This is a genomic window from Kitasatospora sp. NPDC089509, from assembly GCF_044749365.1.
Lineage (GTDB): Bacteria > Actinomycetota > Actinomycetes > Streptomycetales > Streptomycetaceae > Kitasatospora.
Genome location: NZ_JBIVHS010000034.1, coordinates 1 through 24,813 on the forward strand (window position 1 = coordinate 1; position 24,813 = coordinate 24,813).

Here is a 24,813-nt window from a genome sequence, read left to right on the forward strand (position 1 = left end):
GATCCTGGGCGCCGACGTGGTGTCGCCGTGGGCCAGGGTGATCTGCAGGCCACTGGCCAGCAGAACTGCCGCTGCGCAAGCGGCAACTCTTCGGGTCGCTCGACCCATGTTCTGATCCTCCCCTTGGGACAGGCACCGCACTGCTCGGCGCTCGCCTGCCCGTGTAGCTGTTCGCGGGCAGCAGGCTGCCCGGCGCCCATCCTGGTCGAGGGTCGGCGGTGCGAGGGACCAATTGGGCGAGAGTGCAGCGAACCTGTTACCAACGTTCATGGTGAAGCCATGGAGGCGCTGATTGTGACCGTAACCGGACCGCCCGCGCAAATAATGAATTGAAAATGAAAAACCGGAAGCCGACCGCTACTCGTGGTTACCGACTCTGCGGCCCGCGCCGAAGGGCTGGGCACCTACACTGTCGTCGTTGCGACATGACACTCTTGCACATCCTGCCGCGCCAATGGGCAGGTTCATGCAATATCGGGCACCGCTGTGCCATGTGACAGTCCGAATATGCAATGGAGGCGCACGAGTGGCCGATCGTCAGATCGCGTCCGAGCGAATCGGGGGCCCGCGGAATGCCTTCCCGACGGCGGACGGAACGGTCCTGGTCGGGCGCAGTCTCGGTCTGCGCGGTGCGGTCAACGCCCGGGACCTGGGCGGGTACCGGACGGCCGACGGCCGGGCGGTCCGCGCCGGAGCGGTGCTCCGCAGCGATGGCCTGAACCACGTCACGGCCGAGGACCTCGACCCGCTGGGCGCGCTCGGACTGCGCGCGGTGGTCGACCTGCGCAGCCCCGAGGAGATCCGCGAGGCCGGTCCGGACCGGCTGCCGGACGGCGTTGCCACCCACCATCTCCCACTGCTGGCAACGGACTTCGACATCCACCTGACGCTGCGCGGCGCGCTGGCCGAGCGCAGCCCGGACCGCCAGCGCGAGCTGCTCGGGGACGGCCGGGCGGCCGCCATGATGACCGGTCTCTACCGCTGGTTCGTCACCGACCCGGCGGCCCGGGAGCAATTCGCCGCCCTGCTGCGGCTGCTGGCCGATCCGGACGGCGTGCCGCTGCTGTTCCACTGCTCGGCCGGCAAGGACCGCACCGGCTGGGCGGCGGCGCTGGTGCTGACCGCCCTGGGCGTGGACCGCGCGACGGTGTTCGCCGACTACCTGCTCACCAACGAGCGCGCCGCCCCGGTGGTCGACCGGGTGCTGGCGGACTTCCGCGGCCGCGGCCTGATGCGCGAGCCCGAGCTCCTCCTGCCGGTCTTCCGGGCCGACCGCGACTATCTGGACGCGGCCTTCGCGGAGGTCGAGGCCGGCTGGGACGGCTTCGACGCGTTCTGGCGGGAGGGGCTCGGGCTGGACGAGCGGGTGCTGGCCGGACTGCGCGCCAACCTCCTGGCGGACGACGGCAGTTGATCCGGGCGGCGGTCGGCCCTCGTTGATCAGCCCTCGTTGATCAGCCCGGCGCGGAGCTGGGTCAGCGTCCGGGTGAGCAGCCGGGAGACGTGCATCTGGGAGATCCCGATCTCCTCGCCGATCTGCGACTGGGTGAGGTTGCCGAAGAACCGCAGCATGATGATCCGGCGCTCGCGCGGCGGAAGTTTGGCCAGCAGCGGCTTCAGTGACTCCCGGTACTCCACGCCCTCCAGCGCGAGGTCCTCGTAGCCGAGGCGCTCGGCCAGCGGGCCGTCGCTGTCCTCCTCGCCGGGGCTGGAGTCCAGCGAGCTGGCGGTGTAGGCGTTGCCCACCGCGAGGCCCTCGACCACGTCCTCCTCGCTGACCCCGAGGCAGACGGCCAGCTCGGCCACGGTGGGGGAGCGGTCCAGCCGTTGGGACAGTTCGTCACCGGCCTTGGTGAGCGCCAGCCGCAGTTCCTGGAGCCGCCGGGGCACCCGGACCGACCAGCTGGTGTCCCGGAAGAAGCGCTTGATCTCGCCGACCACGGTGGGCATCGCGAAGGTGGGGAACTCCACCCCGCGCTCCGGGTCGAAGCGGTCGATCGCCTTGATCAGGCCGATGGTGCCGACCTGGACGATGTCCTCCATCGGCTCGTTGCGGCTGCGGAAGCGCGCCGAGGCGTACCGGACCAGCGGCAGGTTGAGCTCGATCAGGGTGTCGCGGACATAGGTGTGCTCCGCGCTGCCGGGCTCCAGCGCGGCCAGCCGCAGGAACAGCGAGCGGGAGAGCGTCCGGGTGTCCAGCCCGGCGCCGGGCGGTGCCCCGGCGGACGCCCCCGGGCCGGGTGTCCCCGGGTCGGCTGCCCCCTGGCCGGGTGTCCCGGTGTCGGGCCGTTCGAGCGACGTGGCCCGCTGGAGCGGGATCCGGTCCTCGGCGACCGCCGTACCCTTGGCCTGACCAGCGTGGATCTCCGCAGTGCCCAGCTCTCCGGACATGCACCCACCCCCTTGTGACTGACAATTGAACGGGGGCCTTCGCGCGGAGGTTCCCGGCGGAGGCCCAACCCCCTCCATACCGGAACACGGTGCACGGCAAACCCGAACGTCGCAAGATGTCACGCGGGGGTAACGCGCTGCAACCTCACTCTTCCCAGGAGTTGCCGGTCCGAAGCCTGGTCAGGATCCGGGAGAGCAGCCGGGAGACGTGCATCTGGGACATCCCCAGCTCGGTGCTGATCTGCGACTGGGTGAGGTTGGCGAAGAACCGCAGCATCACGATCCGCCGCTCCCGCTCGGGGAGTTGGACCAGCAGGTGGCGGACCATGTCGCGGTGCTCGACCTCCGCCAGCGCGGCGTCCTCGTAGCCGAGCCGGTCCAGCAGGGCGAGGCCGCCCTCGTGCTCCTGGGCGGCCTCCAGGGAGGCCGCGTTGTAGGCCCGCCCGGCGTCCAGGCAGGCCCGGACGTCCTCCTCGGGGATCCGCAGGCTGGCGGCGATCTCGGGCACCTTGGGGGCCCGGCCGTGCAGCACCGTCAGCTCCTCCATGGCGCCGCTGACCTGGACCCACAGCTCCTGGAGGCGGCGCGGGACGTGCATGGTGCGCACGTTGTCCCGGAAGTAGCGCTTGATCTCGCCCAGGATGGTCGGCAGCGCGTAGGTGGGGAACTGGACGCCCCGGGTCGGGTCGAAGCGGTCGATCGCGTTGATCAGGCCGATGGTGCCGACCTGGACGACGTCCTCCATTGGTTCGCTGCGGCTGCGGAAGCGGGTGGCCGCGTAGCGGACCAGCGGGATGTTCACCTCGATCAGGGCGGCCCGGACCCGCTCCCGCTCGGGGGCGTCCGGGGGCAGCTCGGAGAGCCGCTCGAACAGCACCCGGGTGAGCGTCCGGACGTCCACGACGGGCCGGCCGCCGGGGCCGCGAAGTCCGTCCGGGCGGAGCTCGCCGGCCGGGCTGATGATCGCAGCCAACACCTCGTCCACGGACACGTCACCCCTCCCAAAGTCGACAACGGCGGGCCCTGCGGATCGGGTGTCGCGGCTGGTTCGCACCTCGCCATGTCCGGCAAAACCGGTCATAGCATCACAAGGTGGGCGCAGGTCGGGCAAGCACCCGGTGGAGGTGTGTTGATGGGGTGCGCGGGCCGCGGGCAGCCGGTCGGCGAGGCGCCGCAAGGGTCGTTCCCGGGCGGACCAAGACGCCCCGCCCGGGAGTCGGACGGGGCGGGCGCGGGCCGTCCGGGGGACGGCCGCGAGGGGGGAGGGTCGCTCAGACCTCGATGTCGGCGATCACCCAGGTCGCGAACTCGCGCCACTGGCCGGCCGCGGCCTGGTGCGCGGGGTGGGTCAGGTACGCCTGGAGGGCGGTACCGTCCTCGACCAGGCTGTTGATCGCGTAGTCGTACGCGATGTCGCGCTCGGTGGTGTTCCAGCCGGACTCCCACTCGCGCAGCTCGGGGATGAGCGAGCCCAGCTCGGCGAACGCCTTGGCGCCGGCGAGCACGCGCGGCTCGTCCTTGGCGACGCCCTCGTTGAGCTTGAACAGGACCAGATGGCGGATCACGAATGCCGCTCCTTACTTGATCAGACCGGTCATGAAGGTGCCGACCGCCTTGGCCGCGTTCGAGATGCCCTCGAAGCCCAGCTGGACGAGTTCGGCGGACCGGGCCGGCGAGGTGATGATCGAGTAGAGCACGAAGATGAGCAGGAGGGCCATGCCGATCTTCTTCGCCTGCGCCATCGTGACCTTCCTCCCTGCGGTGGGCCGCCGTCATCCGGGTCCCCGAGCGGCCCTGCAGGGCAGCTTATCCACCGGACGGGCTATCAAGTGTGCGACGCGTTCGCCCGGCGGGACGAAGGTCCCCGCGAGTGGGGCCTTTCTCCGGATGCCCCGCGGAGGCCCGGGCGGCAGGATGGAACACGTGCCGAGGATCTGGCAGGAATCCCCGGCAGGTGGATCCGGAGTCCCCGCTGTGGGACCGGTCGTCGCGGCTTCCCCCCCACGCGACGCCGGTTGTGGGACTTCGACCGGGGAGCGGTCAGTCCCCCGAGCCGCTCCCCCTCCAAGGCTCCGTACGAGCCGGGCACGGTGGTCATCGGCCCGGAGTACGGGGCCTCTTTCGTGCCCGGGGTCGGGTCCGCGGTGTCCCGCACGCCTTCGACGGTGCGTCGGGGACGCGCCGGGGTGCGCGGAAACGCCGAGAGCCCGTCCGGATCGGACGGGCTCTCGGGCTTGCTGGCGGTAGCGGTGGGATTCGAACCCACGGTGGAGTTGCCCCCACACACGCTTTCGAGGCGTGCTCCTTTGGCCGCTCGGACACGCTACCGAGGGGAACTCTACCGGACGGGTGGCGCGGTCACGAAATCCGTATCGGGAGGGCCGTCGCCGGGGACTCAGCGGTGGGTGTCGAAGAAGGCGCGCAGCTGCGCGCCGCACTCCTCGGCGAGCACGCCCCAGATCACCTCGGGCCGGTGGTTGAGCCGGCGGTCGCGCATCACGTCGAAGAGCGAGCCGGCCGCGCCGGCCTTCTCGTCGAGGGCGCCGTAGACCACCCGGTCGATCCGGGACAGCACGATGGCGCCGGCGCACATCGTGCAGGGCTCCAGGGTGACCACCAGGGTGCAGCCGCTGAGCCGCCATTCGCCGGTCTTCTCGGCCGCCTGCCGGATCGCGACCACCTCGGCGTGCGCGGTCGGGTCGCCGACCGCCTCGCGCTCGTTGTGGCCGCGCCCGATCACCTCGCCGTCCGGGCCCAGGACGAGCGCCCCGACCGGGACGTCCCCGGTGGCCGGCGCCAGGGCGGCCTCGGCGATGGCGAGGCGCATCGGCGCCGCCCAGCGGTCGCGGACCGGGTCGGGGCGGACGGGGGCGGGCAGCGGGGGGACGTGCGGGACGGTCAACGGGGTGGATGCGGGCTGCATGGCATCCAGTGTCGGGCATCCGGTGGCGGACACCGGTGCGAGCGGTGCCGCTACCGGACCGCTTCCAGGACCTCGCCGCAGCCCAGGGCCTCGGCGATCTCCTCCAGGGCGTCGCCCGGCACCGCGCCCTCGCCGCTGAGGCCGAGCAGTTCGTCGGCGGCCAGGCCGAACTCGGTGAGCAGGTGGGCGTCGCCCAGCGGGCCGACCGGGACGCTGCCGTGGGCGTCCGCGTCCTCCTCGTCCTGCTCCTCGGTCTCCGCGTCCTCGTCCAGCAGGTGGTCCAGGTCGCCGAACTCGCTCTCGCCGGCCTGGTCGACCAGCTCGTCGGTGAGGACGGAGCCGTAGGAGCTGCGGGCGGCGGCGGCGCCGTCCGACACGAAGATCCGCGGGTCGTCCTCACCGTCCACCCGGACGATGGCGAACCAGGAGTCCTCCTGTTCGATGAAGATCAGGACGCTGTCGTCGTCCTGTGCGGCGCCGCGGGCCAGGTCGGCCAGATCGGCCAGGGTTTCGACGTCGTCGAGTTCCGTCTCGCTCACATCCCACCCGTCCTCGGTGCGAGCAAGCACTGCAGCGAAGTACGCCACCAGGGACACTCCCAAGATCATCGGTCTCGGCTGTCGGCGCGCTCGGGCGACGCGGAACTCTGGCCGCCCCCGCGCCAGAGGCGGTCCGCTTGTTCGGACCGTCCCATCGGAATCGTGACAGAAAGCCCGCCCTCGCGGGGGGTGTTCGGCAGCGCGTCTTTGCAGGTCGTGTCGGAAGGGCCGGGTGGCGGACGGCGGAACCGGGTCGGGGCCGTCCGGCGCCGGTCGAATTTTGTCCCGAACGCCTGTCGGATTCGCCGTGGGGTCTTGACGGGGCCGGGGTGCGGTGGTGTCGGGGTGCGGTGGTGCCGGGTCGGCACCGGGCGGGTCGGAGCGGGTCAGATCCGGAAGGTCCGCATCCGCATCGCCTCGCGCATCCGCCGCTCCTTGGTCCTCCGGGGCTGGACCCGCTCCCTGAGCTCCCGGGCCTCGGCGAGCTCGCGCAGGAAGACGGCCCGCCGCTTGCGGCGGTCCGACTCGGTCTCCGGGGGGTCCTGCGGAGGCCCGGCGCGGAGCGCCGCCCCGTCGACCGGCTCGTCCGCCGAGCCGTCCCCGGCCTTCGGGTTGCTCGTCATAAGACGTGACATTCCCAGAACGGCCGGGTTGATACCACAGCAAACGGTTCCGTCCGGACATTCCCCGACTGTCACGGCGTGTCACCGAAAGATGACAGCGGCCGGTGGGCGGCCTGGCACGGCGTGTCGTACAGGCGTCCAGGACCGGGCTAACCTCGGTACATGCGTCTCCACGTCGTCGACCACCCCCTGGTCGCCCACAAGCTCTCCACCCTGCGCGACGAGCGCACCGACTCGCCGACCTTCCGTCGCCTGACCGACGAGCTGGTGACCCTCCTCGCGTACGAGGCCACCCGGGACGTCCGCACCGACGAGGTGGAGATCACCACCCCCGTGGCGGTCACGACCGGCACCCGGCTCAGCTACCCGCGTCCGCTGGTCGTCCCGATCCTGCGGGCCGGTCTCGGCATGCTCGACGGGATGACCCGTCTGCTGCCGACCGCCGAGGTCGGCTTCCTCGGCATGGTGCGCAACGAGGAGACCCTGGAGGCCTCCACGTACGCCACCCGGATGCCCGACGACCTGTCCGGCCGCCAGGTCTACGTGCTCGACCCGATGCTGGCCACCGGCGGCACCCTGGTCGCCGCGATCAAGACGCTGATCGAGCGCGGTGCCACCGACGTCACCGCCGTCGTGCTGCTGGCGGCGCCGGAGGGCGTCGAGGTGGTCCGGCGCGAGCTGGCCGACCTGCCGGTCACCGTGGTCACCGCCGCGCTGGACGAGCGGCTGAACGAGAACGGCTACATCGTCCCCGGCCTGGGCGACGCGGGCGACCGGCTGTACGGCACGGCCGGCTGATCACCCTTCCCCCGAGAACGTCCGAGAGCCCCCGGCGCTGCGTCTGCCGGGGGCTCTCCTCTTGTCCTGTTCCGGCTTGTCCTGTTCCGGGGGCCGGACCGGACCTAGCAGCTGCCGGTGGTGCTCGGGGCGGGCGAGGGCTTGATCGCCAGGGCGAGGGCGGCGGCCGCCTGGGTCTCGTCCAGCAGGGCGTTGTAGCTGTCGCCGATCACGAAGTCCACGCTGGTGTCCGCGCGGGCGTCGGCGGTGACGGTGGCTCCGGCGATCTGCGCGCCGACCAGGGTGCCGGCGGCGGCGCCGGTCGGGCCGGCGATCACCTGGGCGGTGCCGGGCACCTTCTTGTCCAGCTCGGCGGGCGCGTTGCCGACCTTGCCGATGGTGAAGCCGCGCTTCTTCAGCTCGTCGGCGGTCCGCCCGGCCAGGCCGGCCTTGGTGGTGGCGTTGTAGACGTTCACCGTGACGGCCGAGGGCTGCGGCACCGCGTGCGGGTCGACCGCGGCGGCGGGCGCGCCGGAGGCCGCGGGGGCGCCCGGAGTGGCGCCGGGGGTCGGGGCGGCCAGCGCCTTGCCGGACGGGGTGGCGCAGGCCTGGGCGGCGGCGTTCTTGTCCTTGCCGCGGAAGATGTCGTACAGCTGCACGCCGCCGAGGCCGATCAGGGCCAGGGCGAGCACGGCCGCGAGTGCGGCGATCACCTTGCGGCTCTTCTTCGGGGGGCGGCCCAGCCGCGGGTAGGCGTTGCCGGTGACGCGGTACTGCTTCCCCTTGAGGCCTTGGGGAGTCAACATGCTCACGGTCTGTCTCCCCCTCGTGCCGGGGCGGGGTCGGAGTGACGGGAGGGCCGGGCAGGGAGATCCCCCAGGTGCGGGCGGATCCCCTGGTCGCGGCCGTAGTCAGCAGCGTAGTGCCGGACAGCTGTGAAGGTACTAAACGATCATCATCTGGAGTACCCCGGTACCCGAAAGGGGGTACCCGGGTACGCCGGGACCGCCCTCCGCCGGGTGGCGGGGAGCGGTCCGGGGGACATCCGGGGGTCGTCCGGCTGGGTCCGAAGGCGTCCGGTGCGACCGTCAGTCCATTTCGAGGACACGGGCGTGCAGCACCTGGCGCTGCTGCAGCGCGGCCCGTACGGCCCGGTGCAGCCCGTCCTCCAGGTAGAGGTCGCCGTGCCACTTGACCACGTGGGCGAAGAGGTCCCCGTAGAAGGTCGAGTCCTCCGCCAACAGGGTTTCCAGGTCGAGCTGGCCCTTGGTGGTCACCAGCTGGTCGAGCCGCACCGGGCGTGGGGCGACGTCAGCCCACTGTCGGGTGCTCATCCGGCCGTGATCCGGGTACGGCCGCCCATTGCCGATGCGCTTGAAGATCACACGGAAAGCCTACCGTTCGGACGGTGCGTGGCGCAGCAGCCGGTGCGCCGCCACGCGCACGGGTGCGAGCTGCGGGTGGGCGATTGCGGCTGTTTGATGGGAAATGTCGTGAACATCGGCCGGTCCCGGCCGGGTTCAGGACCGGCATCCGACCGCCGATCCCGTTCGGCGATCCCGACCGCCGATCCCGTCCGGCGATCCGTTTCAGGAGCGTGCACCGATGGACTCCGCCCTCACCCCGCCGACCGTCCGGGAGATCGCCGACGGGTACGCCTTCACCGGGCCCGCGCTCGACCTCGGCGCGGTGCTGCTGGACGGCACCGCCTACCCCGACGCCCAGGTGCGCATCCCGCTCGCGGTGCTCAACCGGCACGGACTGGTCGCCGGGGCCACCGGCACCGGGAAGACCAAGACCCTCCAGCTGATCGCCGAACAGCTCTCCGCGCAGGGCGTGCCGGTGTTCCTCGCCGACATCAAGGGGGACGTCTCCGGCATCGGCGCGCCCGGCGCCGTCAGCGACCGGACCTCGGCCCGGGCCGCCGAGGTCGGGCAGCAGTGGACGCCGCAGGGCTGCCCGGTCGAGTTCTACTCGCTCGGCGGACAGGGCACGGGCATCCCGATCCGGGCCACCGTCACCAGCTTCGGGCCGCTGCTGCTCGCCAAGGTGCTGGACCTGAACGAGACCCAGGAGTCCTCGCTCAGCCTGGTCTTCCACTACGCCGACCGCCAGGGCCTGGAGCTCTACGACCTCAAGGACCTCACCGCCGTCATCGGCCACCTCACCTCGCCCGAGGGCAAGGAGGAACTGCGCACCATCGGCGGCCTCTCCGCCGCCACCGCCGGGGTGATCCTGCGGGCGCTGACCGTGCTGGAGAACGAGGGCGCCGGGGCCTTCTTCGGCGAGCCCGAGTTCGACACCGCCGAACTGCTGCGGACCACCCCGGACGGCCGGGGCGTGGTCTCGGTGCTGGAACTGCCCGCCGTCCAGGACCGGCCGCGGCTGTTCTCCACCTTCCTGATGTGGCTGCTCGCCGACCTGTACCAGGAGCTGCCCGAGGTCGGCGACCTCGACCGGCCCAAGCTGGTGTTCTTCTTCGACGAGGCGCACCTGCTGTTCAAGGGCGGCTCCAAGGCCTTCCTGGAGGCGATCACCCAGACCGTGCGGCTGATCCGCTCCAAGGCCGTCGGGATCTTCTTCGTGACCCAGACGCCGCGGGACGTCCCGGCCGAGGTGCTCGCCCAGTTGGGCAACCGGGTGCAGCACGCGCTGCGCGCCTTCACCCCGGACGACGCCAAGGCGCTCAAGGCCACCGTCTCGACCTTCCCGCGTTCCTCCTACGACCTCAGCGCGGTGCTCACCTCCCTGGGGACCGGCGAGGCCGTGGTGACCGTGCTCTCCGAGAAGGGCGCACCGACGCCGGTGGCGGCCACCCGGCTGCGGGCGCCGCAGTCGCTGATGGGGCCGATCGAGGCGGGCGCGCTGCAGGCGGCCGTGGACGCCTCGCCGCTGACGGCGCGCTACCGGGACGCGATCGACCGGGAGTCGGCGTACGAGAAGCTGGCGGCGCGGGCGCCCCGGCCGGACGCCGTGCCGGTCGAGCCCCCGGCGCCGCAGCGGGAGCCGGCGCCTCGGCGGGAGTCGGCGCCGAGGCGGGAGGAGCCGAAGGGGGCGGGCGGGCTGCTGGGGTCGCTGCTCAGCAACCCGACCGTGAAGTCCTTCGCCCGCTCGGCCGGGAAGCAGCTCGGGCAGGAGATCTCGCGCAGCCTGTTCGGGACGTCCAAGCGGCGGCGGTGACGCGGGCGTGGTGATGCGGGCGTGGTGATGCGGGCGGCGGGCGTGGCTCAGGCGGTGAGGGCGGCGCCGATCCGGTCGAGCGAGGACAGTCGCATCAGCCCGTAGTTGTAGAACTCGACCTCGGGTACGCCGAGTTCGCGCAGCACGGCGATCTTGGCGGCGAGGTTCTCCGGGCCGTCGCAGTCCGAGGCCATCGGGCGCAGGATGACCGCCATCCGCTCCGGGCGGACGCCGTGCAGGGCGAAGGCGGCGAGCTTCTCCCGGACGGCCTCCGGGGTCTTCGCGTAGCCGAGGGTCTCGATCTGGTCGGCGGCCCCGGCGAGGGCGGGCAGGTCGATGCCGGAGAGCCAGCCCTTGCCGGGGCCGCCGCCGTCCATGAAGCTCAGCCGCAGGCCGTGCCGGTGGGCCTGTTCGGTGAGGTCGGCGGTGAGCGCGGTGACGGTGGCGGCGGAGGCGTCCAGGTAGGCGGCGAAGGCGCCGTCGGCCAAGGTGCTCAGGTCGGCGGGCTCGGCGGCGGCGGTCTCGTCGGCGAGGCGGCGGCGCAGTTCGGTCCGGACCGCCTCGGCGACCCCGTCGGCCGGGACGCCCGCGCGGTCGGCGGCGGCGCGGCAGTGCGGGCAGAAGCAGACGCCGAGCAGGGCCTCGGTGATCGGGCCCAGTTCCTCGAAGTAGCGCTCGTGGTGGTAGCCGTGGCGCAGGCCGTGGAAGTGCAGGGACTCGGCGCGGATCGCGTCCACGCCGTACCGGGCCAGCTCCTCGACCAGGGTCAGCGCGTACTCGCGGACCTCCGGGTGGGCCGGGCAGAGCTCGGTGAGGTGGCGGTCGCCGAAGGCGTTCGCCGGGGCGCAGTCGGGGTGGGCGAAGCCGAGCCGGTCGTTGTGGCAGAACACCGTCCAGGCGTGCAGCTTCAGACCCCGGCGGCCGGCCTCGGCGGCGGCCTCGGCGAAGGGGTCGCGGTCGCCGATCGCGCCGGACGGCGCCGGGGCGAGCCGGCGGCCGGCCCAGCGGGCCGGGTCCGGGCGGAAGTAGGCGGCACCGGGCTCCAGGTAGCGGATCACCCGGCGGGGGTTGTGCGGGAAGACGTCGCGGGCCTCGTGGTAGACGGAGGCCAGGGTGACGCCGCCGACGCCGGCCCGGTCGGTGAGGTTGCCGAAGAAGGTGTCGGCGCCCTCGTCGAGCAGGTCGGTGGCGAAGGCGAGGACGGACGACTCCACGGTGCGGCTCCGGAGCTGGGGGAAGGTGCGTCGCTCACGCTAGCCGCAGGGGTGGGAATGGTCTATACCTGGCTCGCCCGGCCGGCCTGCTCGGACTGAGCTAGAGGCCCAGGTCGTCGAGCTCCTTGAGCAGGGCGGCGTTCGGGCTGCCCGGGCTGGGGGCCGGGGCGGGTGCGGACGCCGGCCGCACCGTGTCCGCCGTGTCCGCCGTCTTCGCAGTCTTCGCCGTCTTCGGGTCGCGGAGCAGGACGGCGGCGGCCAGTCCGCCGATCAGTCCGCCGAGGTGGCCCAGCCAGCTGACGCCGTGGGCGATCGGCAGCACGCCGATCAGGATCGTCCAGTAGACCGCGGCGACGCCCAGGCCGACGACCGCGTCCAGCAGGTTGCGGTCGAGGACCCCGCGCAGCACCACGTAACCGAGGTAGCCGTAGACCATGCCGCTCGCCCCGGCCGTCACGGTGTTCGGGCTCTCCAGCAGCCAGACCAGCAGCCCGCCGGAGACCGTGATCACCAGGCTGGCCAGCAGGAACTTCCGCATGCCCCGGTAGGCGGCCAGGAAGCCGAGCACGAACAGCGGCCAGGAGTTGGCCACGATGTGGTCCCAACTGAAGTGCAGGAACGGCATGGTGAACATCTCGGGCAGGTCCTCCATTCGCTCCCCGCGCAGGCCGTACTCCCGGGACAGGTCGTAGTCGTCCAGCCAGTTCACCACCTGCACGGACCAGATGACGGCCTGGATCCCGAGCATGGTGAACAGCGCGCGGCGGGAGTCCGAGAGCAACCGGGCGAATGTCGAGGCCATGGCTCCGACTGTAAGGGGCGTCCGGGCCGGACGTGCACCCCGGGCGGTGACCGGTTGCCCCAACTACAGTGACCGGTGTCATTCCGACCGTGAGAGGTGCACCCCATGAGTGTTCGTCCGCCGTTGCCGTACGAGTTCCTGCCGCAGGTGCCGTCCTTCCCGTTGAGCAGCCGGGACTTCGCCGAAGGCGGCACGCTGGGCGAGGAGTTCATCCACGCCGGTGGCAACCTCTCGCCGCAGCTGGCCTGGTCGGACCTGCCGGAGGGTACCCGGGGCATCGCCGTCACCTGCTACGACCCGGACGCGCCGACCGGCTCCGGCTGGTGGCACTGGCTGGCCCTGAACCTGCCCGCCGACACCGTCGAACTGCCGCGCGGCGCCGGTTCGTCCGACGACACCCTGCCGGGCGCGGCCTCCTTCCACGGGCGCACCGACTTCCCCGGCAACAAGTACGACGGTGCCGCCCCGCCGCCCGGTGCCCCGCACCGGTACGTGTTCGCGGTGCACGCGCTGGACGTGGAGAAGCTGGACGTCACCGCCGACACCCCGGCGGCCCAGGTGGGCTTCAACCTCACCTTCCACACCCTGGGTCGGGCGCTGCTGACCGGCGAGTACGGGGTCTGACCTTTTCCGATGGCCCGGCCGGTTCGGTGGGGGCCCGGCCGTCGCTCGCCGCGGCGTGCCGGGCCCTCGTCGCCACTGTGCGCAGGTGTTCGCGCAGCTCCGGGGGTTCGTGGACCTCGAAGTCGCAGTCCAGCATGAGCAGTCCGGCGGCCATCCACTTCACCGAGTCCGCGCGGGCGCGCAGCCGGCAGCTGTGGTCGTCGATCGGCTCGATCTCGTACTCGCCGGTCCAGGGCATCCAGCCGTCGACCTCGGCGGCGGGGCGGTGGACGGTGGCGACCATGGAGCGGGTCGGCGAGCGGCGCAGCCGGTTGGCCACGAAGGTGGCGGCGTCCTCGGCCGGGAGCGGACGCGGGGTGAAGCGGGCGCCGGTGGCGAAGGGCTCGGTGATCCGGTCGACCCGGAACAGCCGCCAGTCCTCGCGGTCCAGGTCGTAGCCGATCAGGTACCAGCGGCGGCCGGTGGAGACCAGGCGCTCGGGTTCGACGTTGCGGCGGGTCTCGGCGCCGTCGCGGGCCCGGTAGGCGAAGCGCAGCCGCTCGTGGTTGGTGACGGCGCCGGCCAGCAGGGTGAGGAGCTCCGGGTCGACGGTCGGGCCGTCCCCGGTGAGCAGCGGCACGGTGGCGTTGTTGAGGGTGCCGACCCGGTGCCGCAGCCGGCCGGGCAGCACCTGGAGCAGTTTGCCGAGCGCCCGTACCGAGGCCTCCTCGATGCCGACCACGGCGTGCCCGGCGGCCGCCCGCAGGCCGACCGCGATGGCCACCGCCTCCTCGTCGTCCAGCAGCAGCGGCGGCATCGCGGTGCCCGCGACCAGCCGGTAGCCGCCGACCGCGCCCATGGTGGCCTGCACCGGGTAGCCGAGGTCGCGCAGCCGGTCGACGTCGCGGCGGATGGTGCGCGGGCTGACGCCGAGCCGTTCGGCGAGTTCGCTGCCGGGCCACTCGCGCGGGGTCTGCAGCAGGGAGAGCAGGTTCAGCAGCCGGGCCGGGGTGTCGGTCATGCCGTCCAGCATGCCGGACCAACTGGGACAGGTCCTGACCTACATGCCCCGTACCGTTCTCCGGGTGCAGAAGCAGCGGACCAGCGAGGAGAACGGCATGACTACGGCGGGAGCCGACCGGCGGAGGTGGATCGCGCTGGCGATCGTGATGGTCGCCTCCTTCATGGACCTGGTGGACGTCACCATCGTCAACATTGCCATCCCGAGCATCCAGCAGGACACCGGCGCCTCGTTCAGCGCCATCCAGTGGGTCACCGGCGGCTATGCGCTGGCCTTCGCGATCGGTCTGATCACCGGCGGGCGGCTCGGCGACATCCACGGCCGCAAGCGGGTGTTCCTGCTGGGGATCGGCGGCTTCACGCTGGCCTCCGCGCTGTGCGGGCTGGCCTCCGGCCCGGAGATGCTGGTCGCGATGCGGATCCTCCAGGGCCTGACGGCGGCCCTCATGGTGCCGCAGGTGCTGTCGATCATCCACGCGACCTTCCCGGCCGAGGAGCGCGGCAAGGTGTTCGGGATGTTCGGCGCGGTGGTCGGGCTGGGCGCGGTGTCCGGTCCGATGATCGGCGCGCTGCTTACCGAGTGGAACCTGCTGGGCCTGGAGTGGCGCCCGATCTTCCTGATCAACCTGCCGGTCGGCATCGCCGGCCTGCTGCTCGGCCGCCGCTTCATCGACGAGTCCAAGGCCGAGCACGCGCTCAAGCTGGACCTGGTCGGCATGGCCCTCGCCAGCCTCGGCCTGCTGATGCTGATCTACCCGCTCACCCACGGACGGGAGGCCGGCTGGCCGCTCTGGGGCTACCTGTCGATGGCCGGCAGCCTGCCCGTGTTCGCGCTGTTCGTCGCGTACGAGAAGGCCAAGACGCGGCGGGACGGCTCGCCGCTGGTCGAGCTCTCGCTGTTCCGGGTGAAGAGCTTCGCGGCCGGCATCTGCGTGCAGCTGGCCTTCGGCGTCGCGCTCGGCATCTTCTTCCTGGTCTGGACCCTCTACATGCAGATCGGGCTGGGCTGGAGCCCGCTCAAGGCCGGCGCCACCGGCATACCGTTCTCGATCGCCGTCTCCACGGCGGCCGGGCTGTCCGTGCAGAAGCTGGTGCCCCGGTTCGGGCGGAAGGTGCTCCAGGCCGGCGCGCTGGTGATGGCGGCGGGCGTGCTCACCTACATCTGGGAGGCGCACCGGTACGGCACGGCGATCACGTCCTGGCAGATGGCGCTGCCGCTGGTGGTGATGGGCCTCGGGATGGGGCTGATCGTCGCGCCGATCACCGACGCGGTGCTGTCCGAGGTGCCGCGCCGGCACGCCGGGTCGGCCTCGGGGCTGATCAACACCGTGCAGCAGGTCGGCAACGCGCTCGGGCTCGGGCTGGTGTCGGTCGCCTTCTTCGGGGCGATGGACGACGTGGTCGCGCCGGACGCGCTGGGGACGGCTTTCGGCGGGGCCTTCGTGCACGCGATGTGGTGGGTCGTGGGCGTGCTGCTGGCGGTGTTCCTGCTGATGTTCGCGCTGCCGCGCGAGCGGGCCGCGGCGGCTGCGGAGGATTCGGAGCTTTCGGCGTCTTCGAAGCCTTCGGAGTCTTCCGGGCCTTCGGATTCCTCGGACGTCGTGGCGGGCGACAAGGAGCAGGCGCCCGTGCTGCTCTGAGGGCCGTCCGGTGTTCGAGGGCCTCGGTCGCGCAGCGCGACCGAGGCCCTCGCCGCATGCCGGGGACCGGGCGCCCGGACCCGAACAGGGCGGCGCCGGTGGGGTCAACGGGCGCCGGTGAGGCCCGCGGTGGCGGACCGGGTGGTGGTGCGGGGCTTGGCGGCGGCCTTGGCCTCCTTCGCCGCGCGCTTCGTCTCCTGCTTGAACTCCCGTACCAGGGTGAGCGATTCGGGCCCGGTGATGTCCGCGACCGAGCGGTGCGCGCCCTCCTCGCCGTACGCGCCGGCCGCCTCGCGCCAGCCCTCCGGCCGCACCCCGTACTGCTTGCCGAGCAGCGCCAGGAAGATCTGCGACTTCTGCTTCCCGAAGCCGGGAAGGGCGTTGAGGCGGCTGAGCAGCTCCTTGCCGCTGCGGGCGTCCTTCCACAGCGCGGCGGCCTCGCCCTCGTACTGCGCGACCAGGAACTGGCAGAGCTGCTGCACGCGTTTGGCCATCGCCGCCGGGTAGCGGTGCACGGCCGGCTTCGCAGAGAGCAGCGCGACGAACTCCTCCGGGTTGTAGGTCGCGATCTCGTGGGCGTCGAGGTCCTTGCGGCCGAGGCGTTGGGCGATGGTCAGCGGGCCGGTGAACGCCCATTCCATCGGCACCTGTTGGTCCAGCAGCATGCCGACGAGCGCGGCGAGCGCACTCCGTCCGAGCAGTTCGTCGGCCTCGGGCTGCTGGGCGAGCCGGACGGTGACGTTCATGAGGTGTGCCCTCCTCGGAGTTGACGTCGGTCGGCGCCCAGTCTGGAGGACGGGGCGTGGACGGACCTGGTCAACACGCCCGTAGCTGGGGAAGTCTTGGTGTTCCAGCCCTTGCCAGGCCTGCTTTGTTCGTTGGCGGAGCGGTTGTTGGGGGCGTTCGGGAGGGGCGGCGGAAACAATTTTGTCCGTGGCGGTCGGCAGCGTGGGGTGTTCCGGGTCGGTGCGGTGTCCGGCCGAATGCGATCGATTGCGACCGGGGGTGATCGACGGGTCGACGGGTGGACCCGAGGGTGGAGCGTCGGGCGGTAGGGTCCGCCAACGACCGTCGCCCGCAACGGTTCCAGCACTCGCAGTCGAAGGATTCCGCCTCGGCGGAAGGGCGGCGCGCGGACGTCGGGCGTGGGTTCGGGCGGGAGTTCGGGCGGGGGTTCGAGTGGGTGGGTCATTTCATATGACTGTTTTGGTTGTGACGGTGCGTCGGGGTGGAGGCAGGCCATTCTTGGTCCCAATCGACGCGTCCAGAAAGGCCCGACCGCCGTGAGCCAGCCGTTCGAACTGCCGTCCTTCTACGTGCCGCACCCGGCGCGTCTCAACCCGTATCTGGCGGAGGCCCGGGAGCATTCCTCGCGCTGGGCACGGGAGATGGGGATGCTGGAGGGGTCCGGGATCTGGGACCAGGCCGACCTGGACGCCCATGACTACGGGCTGCTCTGCGCGTACACCCACCCCGACGCGTCGGCCGAGGCGCTGTCCCTGGTGACCGACTGGTACGTGTGGGTGTTCTTCTTCGACGACCACTTCCTGGACATGTTCAAGCGCACCAACGACCGCGAGGCCGGCAAGGCGCACCTCGACCGGCTGCCGCTGTTCATGCCCGCCGACCCGGCCACCCCGATGCCCGAGCCGGAGAACCCGGTCGAGGCGGGGCTGGCCGACCTGTGGCGGCGCACCGTGCCGGCGATGGGGGAGGACTGGCGGGTCCGGTTCGCGGAGAGCACCCGCAACCTGCTGGACGAGTCGCTGTGGGAGCTGGCCAACATCGACGCTGGCCGGATCGCCAACCCGGTCGAGTACATCGAGATGCGGCGCAAGGTCGGCGGGGCCCCCTGGTCCGCGCAGTTGGTCGAGTACGCGGCCGGGGCCGAGGTGCCGAAGGAGGTGTCCGGCTCGCGCGCGCTGCGGGTGCTGATGGACGCCTTCTCGGACGCCGTGCACCTGCGCAACGACATCTTCTCGTACCAGCGCGAGGTCGAGGACGAGGGTGAACTGAGCAACGGCATCCTGGTGTTGGAGCGTTTCCTGGAGTGCTCCACCCAGGAGGCCGCGGAGGCGGTCAACGACCTGCTCACCTCGCGGCTGCAGCAGTTCGAGAACACCGTGTTCACCGAACTGCCGGTGCTGTTCGCGGAGACCGGGCTGGACGCGGCGGGCCGGGCCCGGGTGACGGCGTACGTCAAGGGGCTGCAGGACTGGCAGTCCGGCGGGCACGAGTGGCACATGCGGTCCAGCCGGTACATGAACGGCGGCGGTGCGGCGGCCGGTGCGGGCGGTTCGGGCGGTGAGGTGCCGCCGGGGACGGGCGGCGGAGGGCTGCCGGGGCTTCCGGGGCTCTCCGGGCCTTCCGGCGGCGGAAATTGGTGGGACCGGTACGCGATCGGGGGGATCGGCACCTCGGCCCTGGACATCCTGCGCAAGGGCGCCGCGAACGCCGGGGCCGCGGTGGCCCCCGCCGTGCGGCGGGCGCGGGCGCACGCCCACGTGCCGTTCCAGACCGTCGGGCCCTCCCTGCTGCCGGAGTTCCGACTGCCGTTCGAGCTGACGCTGAGCCCGCACCTGGACGGCGCGCGGGAGCGGGTGGTCGAGTGGGCCGAGCGGGTCGGGCTGCTGGCCGCCCACCCCGACGTGCCCGGATCCGGGATCTGGGACGCCGCGTCGATCCGCGACCACGACCTCGCGCTCTGCGCGGCCGGCCTCCAGCCGGACGCCACCGCCGACCAACTCGACGTATCCTCGGCCTGGTTGGCGTGGGGCACCTACGCCGACGACTACTACCCGGCGGTCTTCGGCCGCACCCGCGACCTGGCCGGAGCCAAGGCCGCCAACGCGCGACTGGCGCTCTTCATGCCGTTGGACGGCAGCCCGACGGCCGAGCCGGCGAACGCGCTGGAGCGCGGCCTCGCCGAGCTCTGGGAGCGCACCGCCGGACCGCTGACCGTCGAGAACCGGGGCCGGCTGCGCGAGGCGGTCGAGGCGATGACGACGAGCTGGATCTGGGAGCTCGCCAACCGGATCCAGAACCGCGTCCCCGACCCAGTGGACTACCTGGAGATGCGCCGCTCCACCTTCGGCTCCGAGCTCACCACCCTGCTCGCCCGCCTCGGCCACGGCTGGACCGTGCCCGAGGAGATCCACCGGCACGGTTCGATGCGCGCGCTGGAGAACTCCGCGATGGACTACGGCTGCATGGTCAACGACCTGTTCTCGTACCAGAAGGAGGTCGAGTACGAGGGCGAGCTGCACAACCTGGTGCTGGTGGTGCAGACCTTCTTCAACTGCGACTACCCGTCGGCGGTCCGGATCGTCGACGACCTGATGCACTCCCGGCTGGAGCAGTTCCAGCACGTCGCACAGAACGAACTCCCGGTGCTGTACCAGGACTTCGGGCTGTCGGCGGAGGACCGGGCACTGCTCGGCGGGTACGTGGCCGAGCTGGAGAACTGGCTCGCGGGCGTACTGAACTGGCACCGGGAGTGCCGTCGGTACCGCACCGCGGACCTGGAGCGGCACTTCGGCGCCGAGCGGGACCTCGCGGGCGCGGTGCGGGCCCGGGCGGAGGCGCCGGCCGGTGGCGCGGAGGCGGTGGCGCCGGTCGCGGTACCGGTCGCGGTACCGGTGGGTCCGACCGGGCTGGGCACCACTGCCGCCCGGGTCCACCGCTGACCGGGTCCGCCATCGACGGGGTCGGCCGAGGACGGTCGGCCGCACCCGGGCGGCCAGCCCGCGCGGGTGCGCCGTCCCCTGGCTAGGCTGGCGTGTCGGGGGCCGCGCGCGCCGGCCGGCCCGCGCCGCAACGCCGACACGAAGGCGAAGAGATGGCTGCGCTACCTGAGGGCACACCCTGTTGGGCCGACGCGATGTTCACCGACCTGGAGGCCGCCAAGGCCTTCTACGGGGACGTCCTCGGCTGGACCTTCGGCGAGAGCTCGTCGGAGTACGGCAACTACACCCAGGCGTACTCCGACGGCAAGGCGGTGGCCGCGATCGTGCCCCCGATGCCGGGCAGCGAGGGACAGTCCGCCTGGTGCCTGTACCTGGCCTCGCCGGACGCCGCCGCCACCGCCGAACGGATCCGCACCAACGGCGGCGAGGTGGTGATGGGCCCGATGCAGGTCGGCGACTTCGGCACCATGGTGATCGCCAGGGACCCGGGCGGGGTGGTGTTCGGCGTCTGGCAGGCCGGGATCCACGAGGGCTTCGAGAAGCAGGGCACGCCCGGTGCGTACAGCTGGGCCGAGATCGTCACCCGGGAGCCGGAGAAGGCCGACGCCTTCTTCCCGGCGGTCTTCCCGTACGGCGTGAAGAAGTTCGATGCCGGGGCGTCCGAACCGTTCGACTACCGGATGTACCTGGTCGGCGGCGGGCCGGTGCTGGGCCGGATGGGGGCGTCCGACTTCCTGCCGCCCCAGGCACCGTCGTACGTGAGCGTCTACTTCGCCGTGGACGACACCGACGCCGCGATCGAACGGCTGACGGCGCGCGGCGGCAAGGTGTACCACGGGCCGCAGGACAGTCCGTTCGGGCGGTTCGCGGCGGTGGGCGACCAGCAGGGCGCGGCCTTCGGGCTGATCGACCTCCGCCGGACGGTCGGCGAGAAGCCGCCGACGGTGGACGCCTGATGGGCGAGCGCGAGGAACTCGTCGAGACCCTGGACAAGCACCGGGACCTGCTGCGCCGCACCGCCCGGGGCCTCGACGACGAGCAGGCGGCCCGGCGGACCACGGCCAGTGAGCTGTGCCTCGGCGGCCTGATCAAGCACGTGGCCGCGGTCGAGGCGCGCTGGGTGCGGTTCATCACCGGCGGCGCGGAGGCGATGCGCGGCGGTGGTGGGGACGGGGAGTGGGCGGACCAGTTCCGGATGGCGGAGGGCGAGACCCTGGCGGGACTGCTCGCCGGGTACCAGGAGGTGGGGCGCGGGACGGACGAGCTGATCCGGAGCCTGCCCGACCTCGACCTCGCCCACCCGCTGCCGCCGGCGCCCTGGTTCGAGCCGGGGGCGAGCTGGTCGGCCCGGCGGGTGCTGCTGCACCTGATCGCGGAGACCGCACAGCACGCCGGGCACGCGGACATCATCCGGGAGGCGCTGGACGGGGCGAAGTCGATGGGGTGAGCGGGGTCGTCCGGTCGGAGTGGCGTCCGGTCGGGTGGGCGGCCGGGGTGGGTGCGGCCGTCGTCAGGGCAGCTCGACGCCGAGCAGCTCGCGCAGCGCCCGGCCGCCCTCCGGGGTGACCCGCAGGGCCCGGCCGGAGCCGATCCGCTCCACCCAGGCACGGTCCAGCGCGGCCCGGCAGAGCGCGGCGCCCAGCGCGCCGCCGAGGTGGCTGCGGCGTTCCGTCCAGTCCAGGCAGCTGCGCACCACCGGCCGGCCGCCCGGGCGGCCGGAGCGCGGCGGCAGTTCGATCGCCTGGGCGGACAGCCAGGCGTGGCCGCGGTCGGTGACGGCGAGCCCGGCGCGGTCGGTGACCAGGCCGCGGTCGAGCAGGGCGTCGGCGACGGCCACGCCGAGGCGGCCGGCCAGATGGTCGTAGCAGGTGCGGGCGCGGGCCTCGGCGCTCTGCCGGGTGGCCTCGCGGAGGCTGCGGGGCGCGGGGCGACCGGTTCCGGCGGCCGGGCCGCCCGTCGTCGCTTCCGCGGTCGGCCCGCCGGTGGTCTCGGCGAACACCGTGAGGTCCTCGATCAGCGTCGCGACCGCCGGGGAGGCCAGCCGGACGTACCGGTGCCGGCCCTGCCGCTCCTCGGCGAGCAGTGCCCCGGCGATCAGCCGGGACAGGTGCTCGCTGGCCGTCGAGGGCGCCACCCCCGCCGCTCGGGCCAGCTCGCCCGCCGTCCAGGCGCGGCCGTCCAGCAGGGCGGTGCAGAAAGCGGCGCGGGTGGGGTCGGCGAGCAGCGCGGCGAGCGCGGCGAGCGGCGAGCCCCGGTGGTCGGCTGGGGTGCGTTCGTGGTCGCTCATGCCCCCATGGTCGCCCCGGCACGGTTCGGTCGGGACCGAAACGACCCGGGGCCACGATGGCGGCATGAGCGATCCGACGCCCCGAGAACTGACTTTCTCCCGCTACCAGGACGTGACCGCGGCCCTGGCCGACCCGGCCCTCGTCCCACCGCCGGCGACCCCCGGTCCGTACGGCACCATGGCCTGGCTGCGGGCCACCGTGGCCCGGTTCAGCGCGGGCGGGCCGCACGCCCGGCGCCGGGCGCTGGTGCAGGCCGACCTGGACCGGCTGGACCCGGTGCTGCTGCGGGTCCTGGCCGCGGGCGGCTACGAACCGGACGTCCGGCTGCGGGTGGTGCGGGTGCTCGCGAGGGCGCTCGGGCTGGCCGATCCGGAGGCCGTCGCACGGGACGTGAAGGTGGTGGCCCGGGCCTACTTCGAACCGACGCCGGACGACCCGGAGGCGGACGCGGCGGTCGCCCGGTTGCTGCCCGCGATGGGTGCCGGGGACGGCGGGGACGCTGAGGGCGGCGGGGACGGCGGGGACGGCGGGGACGGCGGGGTCGCGGAGGACGGCGGGGTCGCGGAGGTGGCGGCGAACCGGATCGGCCTGCTGGTGCAGGCCTGCGAAGCCACGGCCACCCTGGTCGAGCGGGCCCGGAGCGCTGGCGACAGCCCGGCCGCGGTCCTGCGGGACGATCCGCCGGTCCGGGCGATGCGCCGGTTCGCGACCCGGGCGACGGTGGTCGGCGGGGTCGCGGTGCCCGCGGGGACGCACGTGCTGCTCGACCTGGCCGCCGCCCGGGCGGGGGAGCCGGGCGGGGATCCGCTGGCCTTCGGCGCCCCGTCCCGGCTCTGCCCGGGCCGTACCCACGCCCTGGTGATCGCCGAGGGCGTCCTCCACGGTTCCTCCGACCCCTCGGACACCTCCGTGCCGCCCGCCGAGGACCACCTCGACCAGGCCGAACTCGCCGCCCTGATCCCGGGGATGATGGACCACGTGCTCGCCCTGGCGGACACCTGGACGGCCTGGGACGGGCGCCCGGTGATCAACGCCGACGGCCGGACGTACACCCCGCACAAGGTGATCCGCCGGGTCGCCGACCACCTCCTCGACCACCTGGCCGAGGTGGAGGCCCGGCTCGCCGGGGAGACCGCCGCCCCCGACCACTGGCACGCCTCCAACGTCACCACCCCGGCCGACCTGGTGCCGTTCACGGCCGCCGACCTGGACGAGGCCCGCAGCCGGCTCGACCGGATCGGGCGGATCTGGGCGCTGCGGGTCGCTGCGCTGCCGGAGCGGCAGTTGGACGACTCGCCGGGGGTGGGGTGGAGCTTCCGGCAGATCGTCTGCCACCTCGCCAGGACCGCCGCCTACTACGCGGACTCGGTCGGTCCCGTCACCGAGGGCCTGACTGCCGACCCCACCGCCGACCTCACTGCCGCGGAGGCCGTCCGATGACCCCCTTCGCCGCCCTGCACCACCGCCCCGGTCGCCCCCTGCTGCTCCCGAACGCCTGGGACCACGCCTCGGCCGCCGCCCTCGCCGCGGCCGGCCACGCCGCGATCGGCACCACCAGCCTGGGCGTGGCGGCCGCCGCCGGACTGCCCGACGGCGCCGCCGCCACCCGGGCGGAGACCGTACGGCTGGCCCGTCGGCTGGGCCGGGACGACTTCCTGCTGAGCGTCGACGCGGAGTCCGGGTTCAGCGACGACCCGGCCGAAGTGGCGGCGCTGGCCGTGGAGTTGGCGCAGGCCGGGGCGGTCGGCATCAACCTGGAGGACGGCCGGCCGGACGGCTCCCTGGCGCCGTCCGACGTGCACGCGGCGAAGGTCGCGGCGGTGAAGGCCGCTGTGCCGGAGCTGTTCGTCAACGCCCGCACCGACACCTACTGGTGCGGACACCAGGACCCGGGGCCGGAGACCGTACGGCGACTGGCGGTCTACCAGGAGGCGGGCGCGGACGGCGTGTTCGTGCCCGGACTGACGGAGCCGGCGGCGATCGGCCGACTGGTCGGCGGGCTGTCCGTCCCGCTCAACATCCTCTGGACGCCGACCGGCCCGAGCCTCGCCGAGCTGGCCGGGCTCGGGGTGGCCCGGGTCAGCCTGGGCTCGCTGCTGTACCGCTCGGCGCTGGCGGCGGCGGTGGCGACGGCCGCCGCCGTGGCCTCGGGCGGACCGGTCGGGCCGGTTCCGGGCTACGCCGAGATCCAGGCACTGAGCGGGAGTTGAGCACCGGCCGGGGCCGGGGCCGGAGCCGGGGGCGAGGGCGGGGCCGGGGCCGGAGTCGGGGGCTCCGGCTCAGCCCCGCTGCTGCGCCGCCCGGTGCGCCTCGATCCCGTCCGTGATCACTTTGACGCCCCGGGCGAAGCTGCTGTCCCGGCTGCCCTCGTTGACCTCCCGCTGCACCTCGGTGGTGTACAGCCGGTTCAGCCGTGGATAGTCCCTGGTGGCCTCGATGACGGCGGGCATCAGCTGGTTCAGCCACACCCGCTCGTCCTGGCCGCTCTTGTGCAGCGCGCTCAGCCAGGCGGCCTCCACGCAGGCGGTGCCGATGGTGTAGCCCATGATCGCGCTCATCGCCTCGTTGGCGTCGACGAGGCCGAAGCCCGCCGTCTCCATCACCGCGAGCATGTGCTCGGAGAGCCGCATCCAGTTGGGGCCGAGGTAGACCACCCCGACGTCGCCGAACACCGTGATCATCCACGGGTGGCGCAGGATGACCGTGCGCATGCCCTCGGCGCACTCCAGGACCCGCTCCCGCCAGACCTCCGGGTCCTCGCAGCCCTCGGCGGCGGGCAGCGGGAGTTGACCGAAGACGTGGTCGACGACCAGGGCGAGCAGCTCGTCCTTGTTGGCGACGTGGGTGTACAGGGAGGTGGCGCCGGCGTTCAGGCGGGCGCCGAGCTTGCGCATGCTCAGCGACTCGATGCCCTCGGCGTCCAGCAGGGCGGAGGCCTCGGCGACGATCTGGTCGCGGCTGAGGGCGGGTTGCGTCCGCCGCTTCTGCGGACGGTTCCACGGCGACGGGATCCCCGGGGGCGGGTCGGTCCGATGCTCCGGCTGTGCGTCGGTCCGGTGCTCCGGCGGGGTGTCGTCCTCCGACTTGGCCGTCATCGGGCCCTCCAATCCACGTGCCCCCTGGTCGG

The 24,813-nt window shown here is 72.9% G+C and carries 25 protein-coding genes and 1 tRNA gene; 10 read left to right on the top strand and 16 right to left on the bottom strand.

What is annotated here, in order from left to right; translation table 11 throughout:
* The first annotated feature begins 526 nt into the window (after nt 1-526).
* Nucleotides 527-1,414: a tyrosine-protein phosphatase gene (locus ACIP4P_RS40690; RefSeq protein ID WP_400928166.1), complete on the top strand. Its 888-nt coding sequence runs from the start codon at nt 527-529 to the stop codon at nt 1,412-1,414.
* 26 nt (nt 1,415-1,440) lie between these two features.
* Here the strand turns inward: ACIP4P_RS40690 and ACIP4P_RS40695 are convergent, their stop codons facing one another.
* The 8 genes from ACIP4P_RS40695 to ACIP4P_RS40730 all read right to left on the bottom strand — a co-directional run bounded on the left by ACIP4P_RS40695 (nt 1,441) and on the right by ACIP4P_RS40730 (nt 6,476).
* On the bottom strand, nt 1,441-2,391 hold the full coding sequence (locus ACIP4P_RS40695; RefSeq protein ID WP_400928169.1) for an RNA polymerase sigma factor SigF: 951 nt from the start codon (nt 2,389-2,391) through the stop codon (nt 1,441-1,443).
* A gap of 145 nt (nt 2,392-2,536) precedes the next feature.
* Entirely contained in the window at nt 2,537-3,472 is a 936-nt protein-coding gene (locus tag ACIP4P_RS40700; RefSeq protein WP_400928172.1) for an RNA polymerase sigma factor SigF, read from the bottom strand.
* Nucleotides 3,473-3,662: 190 nt separating this feature from the next.
* Nucleotides 3,663-3,956, bottom strand: coding sequence for a Dabb family protein (locus ACIP4P_RS40705; RefSeq protein ID WP_350517438.1), 294 nt, complete (start codon nt 3,954-3,956; stop codon nt 3,663-3,665).
* A gap of 12 nt (nt 3,957-3,968) precedes the next feature.
* Complete coding sequence (locus tag ACIP4P_RS40710; protein WP_188304848.1) at nt 3,969-4,133, bottom strand: hypothetical protein; 165 nt, start codon at nt 4,131-4,133, stop codon at nt 3,969-3,971.
* Nucleotides 4,134-4,629: 496 nt separating this feature from the next.
* Nucleotides 4,630-4,719: transfer RNA gene (locus ACIP4P_RS40715), tRNA-Ser, on the bottom strand.
* Between the two features lie 67 nt (nt 4,720-4,786).
* Nucleotides 4,787-5,314 (bottom strand): tRNA adenosine(34) deaminase TadA, encoded by a 528-nt coding sequence (tadA, locus tag ACIP4P_RS40720; RefSeq protein ID WP_350517437.1) that lies wholly within the window; start codon nt 5,312-5,314, stop codon nt 4,787-4,789.
* A gap of 50 nt (nt 5,315-5,364) precedes the next feature.
* Entirely contained in the window at nt 5,365-5,922 is a 558-nt protein-coding gene (locus ACIP4P_RS40725) for a tRNA adenosine deaminase-associated protein (protein WP_350517436.1), read from the bottom strand.
* Between the two features lie 317 nt (nt 5,923-6,239).
* Nucleotides 6,240-6,476: a hypothetical protein gene (locus tag ACIP4P_RS40730; protein WP_350517435.1), complete on the bottom strand. Its 237-nt coding sequence runs from the start codon at nt 6,474-6,476 to the stop codon at nt 6,240-6,242.
* Between the two features lie 162 nt (nt 6,477-6,638).
* Between ACIP4P_RS40730 and upp the strand changes: the two genes are divergently transcribed.
* Complete coding sequence (upp, locus tag ACIP4P_RS40735) at nt 6,639-7,274, top strand: uracil phosphoribosyltransferase (RefSeq protein WP_400928179.1); 636 nt, start codon at nt 6,639-6,641, stop codon at nt 7,272-7,274.
* A gap of 104 nt (nt 7,275-7,378) precedes the next feature.
* On the opposite strand, the gene ACIP4P_RS40740 is transcribed toward upp, so the two are convergent.
* Nucleotides 7,379-8,059 carry a LytR C-terminal domain-containing protein gene (locus ACIP4P_RS40740; protein WP_400928353.1) on the bottom strand — a complete coding sequence of 227 codons (681 nt, stop codon included), beginning with the start codon at nt 8,057-8,059 and terminating at the stop codon, nt 7,379-7,381.
* Between the two features lie 282 nt (nt 8,060-8,341).
* Complete coding sequence (locus ACIP4P_RS40745) at nt 8,342-8,638, bottom strand: type II toxin-antitoxin system VapB family antitoxin (RefSeq protein WP_350517433.1); 297 nt, start codon at nt 8,636-8,638, stop codon at nt 8,342-8,344.
* Nucleotides 8,639-8,858: 220 nt separating this feature from the next.
* Between ACIP4P_RS40745 and ACIP4P_RS40750 the strand changes: the two genes are divergently transcribed.
* Nucleotides 8,859-10,433, top strand: coding sequence for a helicase HerA-like domain-containing protein (locus ACIP4P_RS40750; protein WP_400928183.1), 1,575 nt, complete (start codon nt 8,859-8,861; stop codon nt 10,431-10,433).
* A 47-nt stretch (nt 10,434-10,480) separates the two neighbouring features.
* Here the strand turns inward: ACIP4P_RS40750 and ACIP4P_RS40755 are convergent, their stop codons facing one another.
* Nucleotides 10,481-11,647, bottom strand: coding sequence for a hypothetical protein (locus ACIP4P_RS40755; protein ID WP_400928186.1), 1,167 nt, complete (start codon nt 11,645-11,647; stop codon nt 10,481-10,483).
* A gap of 100 nt (nt 11,648-11,747) precedes the next feature.
* Nucleotides 11,748-12,449, bottom strand: a complete 702-nt coding sequence (locus tag ACIP4P_RS40760; protein WP_400928189.1) for a rhomboid family intramembrane serine protease — start codon at nt 12,447-12,449, stop codon at nt 11,748-11,750.
* A gap of 105 nt (nt 12,450-12,554) precedes the next feature.
* Between ACIP4P_RS40760 and ACIP4P_RS40765 the strand changes: the two genes are divergently transcribed.
* A complete protein-coding gene (locus ACIP4P_RS40765; protein WP_350517429.1) occupies nt 12,555-13,073 on the top strand; it encodes a YbhB/YbcL family Raf kinase inhibitor-like protein in 519 nt (172 codons plus the stop codon).
* Here the strand turns inward: ACIP4P_RS40765 and ACIP4P_RS40770 are convergent.
* Nucleotides 13,021-14,073 (bottom strand): helix-turn-helix transcriptional regulator, encoded by a 1,053-nt coding sequence (locus tag ACIP4P_RS40770; protein WP_400928193.1) that lies wholly within the window; start codon nt 14,071-14,073, stop codon nt 13,021-13,023. The two genes, ACIP4P_RS40765 and ACIP4P_RS40770, sit on opposite strands and share 53 nt — an antisense overlap.
* Before the next feature lie 97 nt (nt 14,074-14,170).
* On the opposite strand from ACIP4P_RS40770, the gene ACIP4P_RS40775 reads away from it, so the two are divergent.
* Nucleotides 14,171-15,712, top strand: a complete 1,542-nt coding sequence (locus tag ACIP4P_RS40775) for an MFS transporter (RefSeq protein ID WP_400928356.1) — start codon at nt 14,171-14,173, stop codon at nt 15,710-15,712.
* A gap of 104 nt (nt 15,713-15,816) precedes the next feature.
* Here ACIP4P_RS40775 and ACIP4P_RS40780 read toward each other — a convergent pair whose 3' ends face one another.
* Nucleotides 15,817-16,458, bottom strand: coding sequence for an HhH-GPD-type base excision DNA repair protein (locus tag ACIP4P_RS40780; RefSeq protein WP_400928196.1), 642 nt, complete (start codon nt 16,456-16,458; stop codon nt 15,817-15,819).
* Between the two features lie 537 nt (nt 16,459-16,995).
* Between ACIP4P_RS40780 and ACIP4P_RS40785 the strand changes: the two genes are divergently transcribed.
* The 3 genes from ACIP4P_RS40785 (at nt 16,996) to ACIP4P_RS40795 (ending at nt 20,845) form a co-directional block, all read left to right on the top strand.
* A complete protein-coding gene (locus tag ACIP4P_RS40785; protein ID WP_400928199.1) occupies nt 16,996-19,398 on the top strand; it encodes a germacradienol/geosmin synthase in 2,403 nt (800 codons plus the stop codon).
* A 152-nt stretch (nt 19,399-19,550) separates the two neighbouring features.
* On the top strand, nt 19,551-20,354 hold the full coding sequence (locus ACIP4P_RS40790) for a VOC family protein (protein ID WP_400928202.1): 804 nt from the start codon (nt 19,551-19,553) through the stop codon (nt 20,352-20,354).
* Complete coding sequence (locus tag ACIP4P_RS40795; protein WP_400928205.1) at nt 20,354-20,845, top strand: DinB family protein; 492 nt, start codon at nt 20,354-20,356, stop codon at nt 20,843-20,845. The genes ACIP4P_RS40790 and ACIP4P_RS40795 overlap by 1 nt, the downstream gene beginning before the upstream one ends.
* A 63-nt stretch (nt 20,846-20,908) precedes the next feature.
* Here ACIP4P_RS40795 and ACIP4P_RS40800 read toward each other — a convergent pair whose 3' ends face one another.
* Nucleotides 20,909-21,685: an ArsR/SmtB family transcription factor gene (locus ACIP4P_RS40800; RefSeq protein ID WP_400928208.1), complete on the bottom strand. Its 777-nt coding sequence runs from the start codon at nt 21,683-21,685 to the stop codon at nt 20,909-20,911.
* Between the two features lie 64 nt (nt 21,686-21,749).
* On the opposite strand from ACIP4P_RS40800, the gene ACIP4P_RS40805 reads away from it, so the two are divergent.
* Together ACIP4P_RS40805 and ACIP4P_RS40810 are read left to right on the top strand one after the other, a co-directional pair.
* Nucleotides 21,750-23,126 carry a hypothetical protein gene (locus tag ACIP4P_RS40805; RefSeq protein ID WP_400928211.1) on the top strand — a complete coding sequence of 459 codons (1,377 nt, stop codon included), beginning with the start codon at nt 21,750-21,752 and terminating at the stop codon, nt 23,124-23,126.
* Nucleotides 23,123-23,896 (top strand): isocitrate lyase/phosphoenolpyruvate mutase family protein, encoded by a 774-nt coding sequence (locus ACIP4P_RS40810; protein ID WP_400928214.1) that lies wholly within the window; start codon nt 23,123-23,125, stop codon nt 23,894-23,896. The genes ACIP4P_RS40805 and ACIP4P_RS40810 overlap by 4 nt, the downstream gene beginning before the upstream one ends.
* A gap of 69 nt (nt 23,897-23,965) precedes the next feature.
* Here ACIP4P_RS40810 and ACIP4P_RS40815 read toward each other — a convergent pair whose 3' ends face one another.
* On the bottom strand, nt 23,966-24,781 hold the full coding sequence (locus tag ACIP4P_RS40815) for a TetR/AcrR family transcriptional regulator (protein ID WP_400928218.1): 816 nt from the start codon (nt 24,779-24,781) through the stop codon (nt 23,966-23,968).
* Nucleotides 24,782-24,813: the final 32 nt, after the last annotated feature.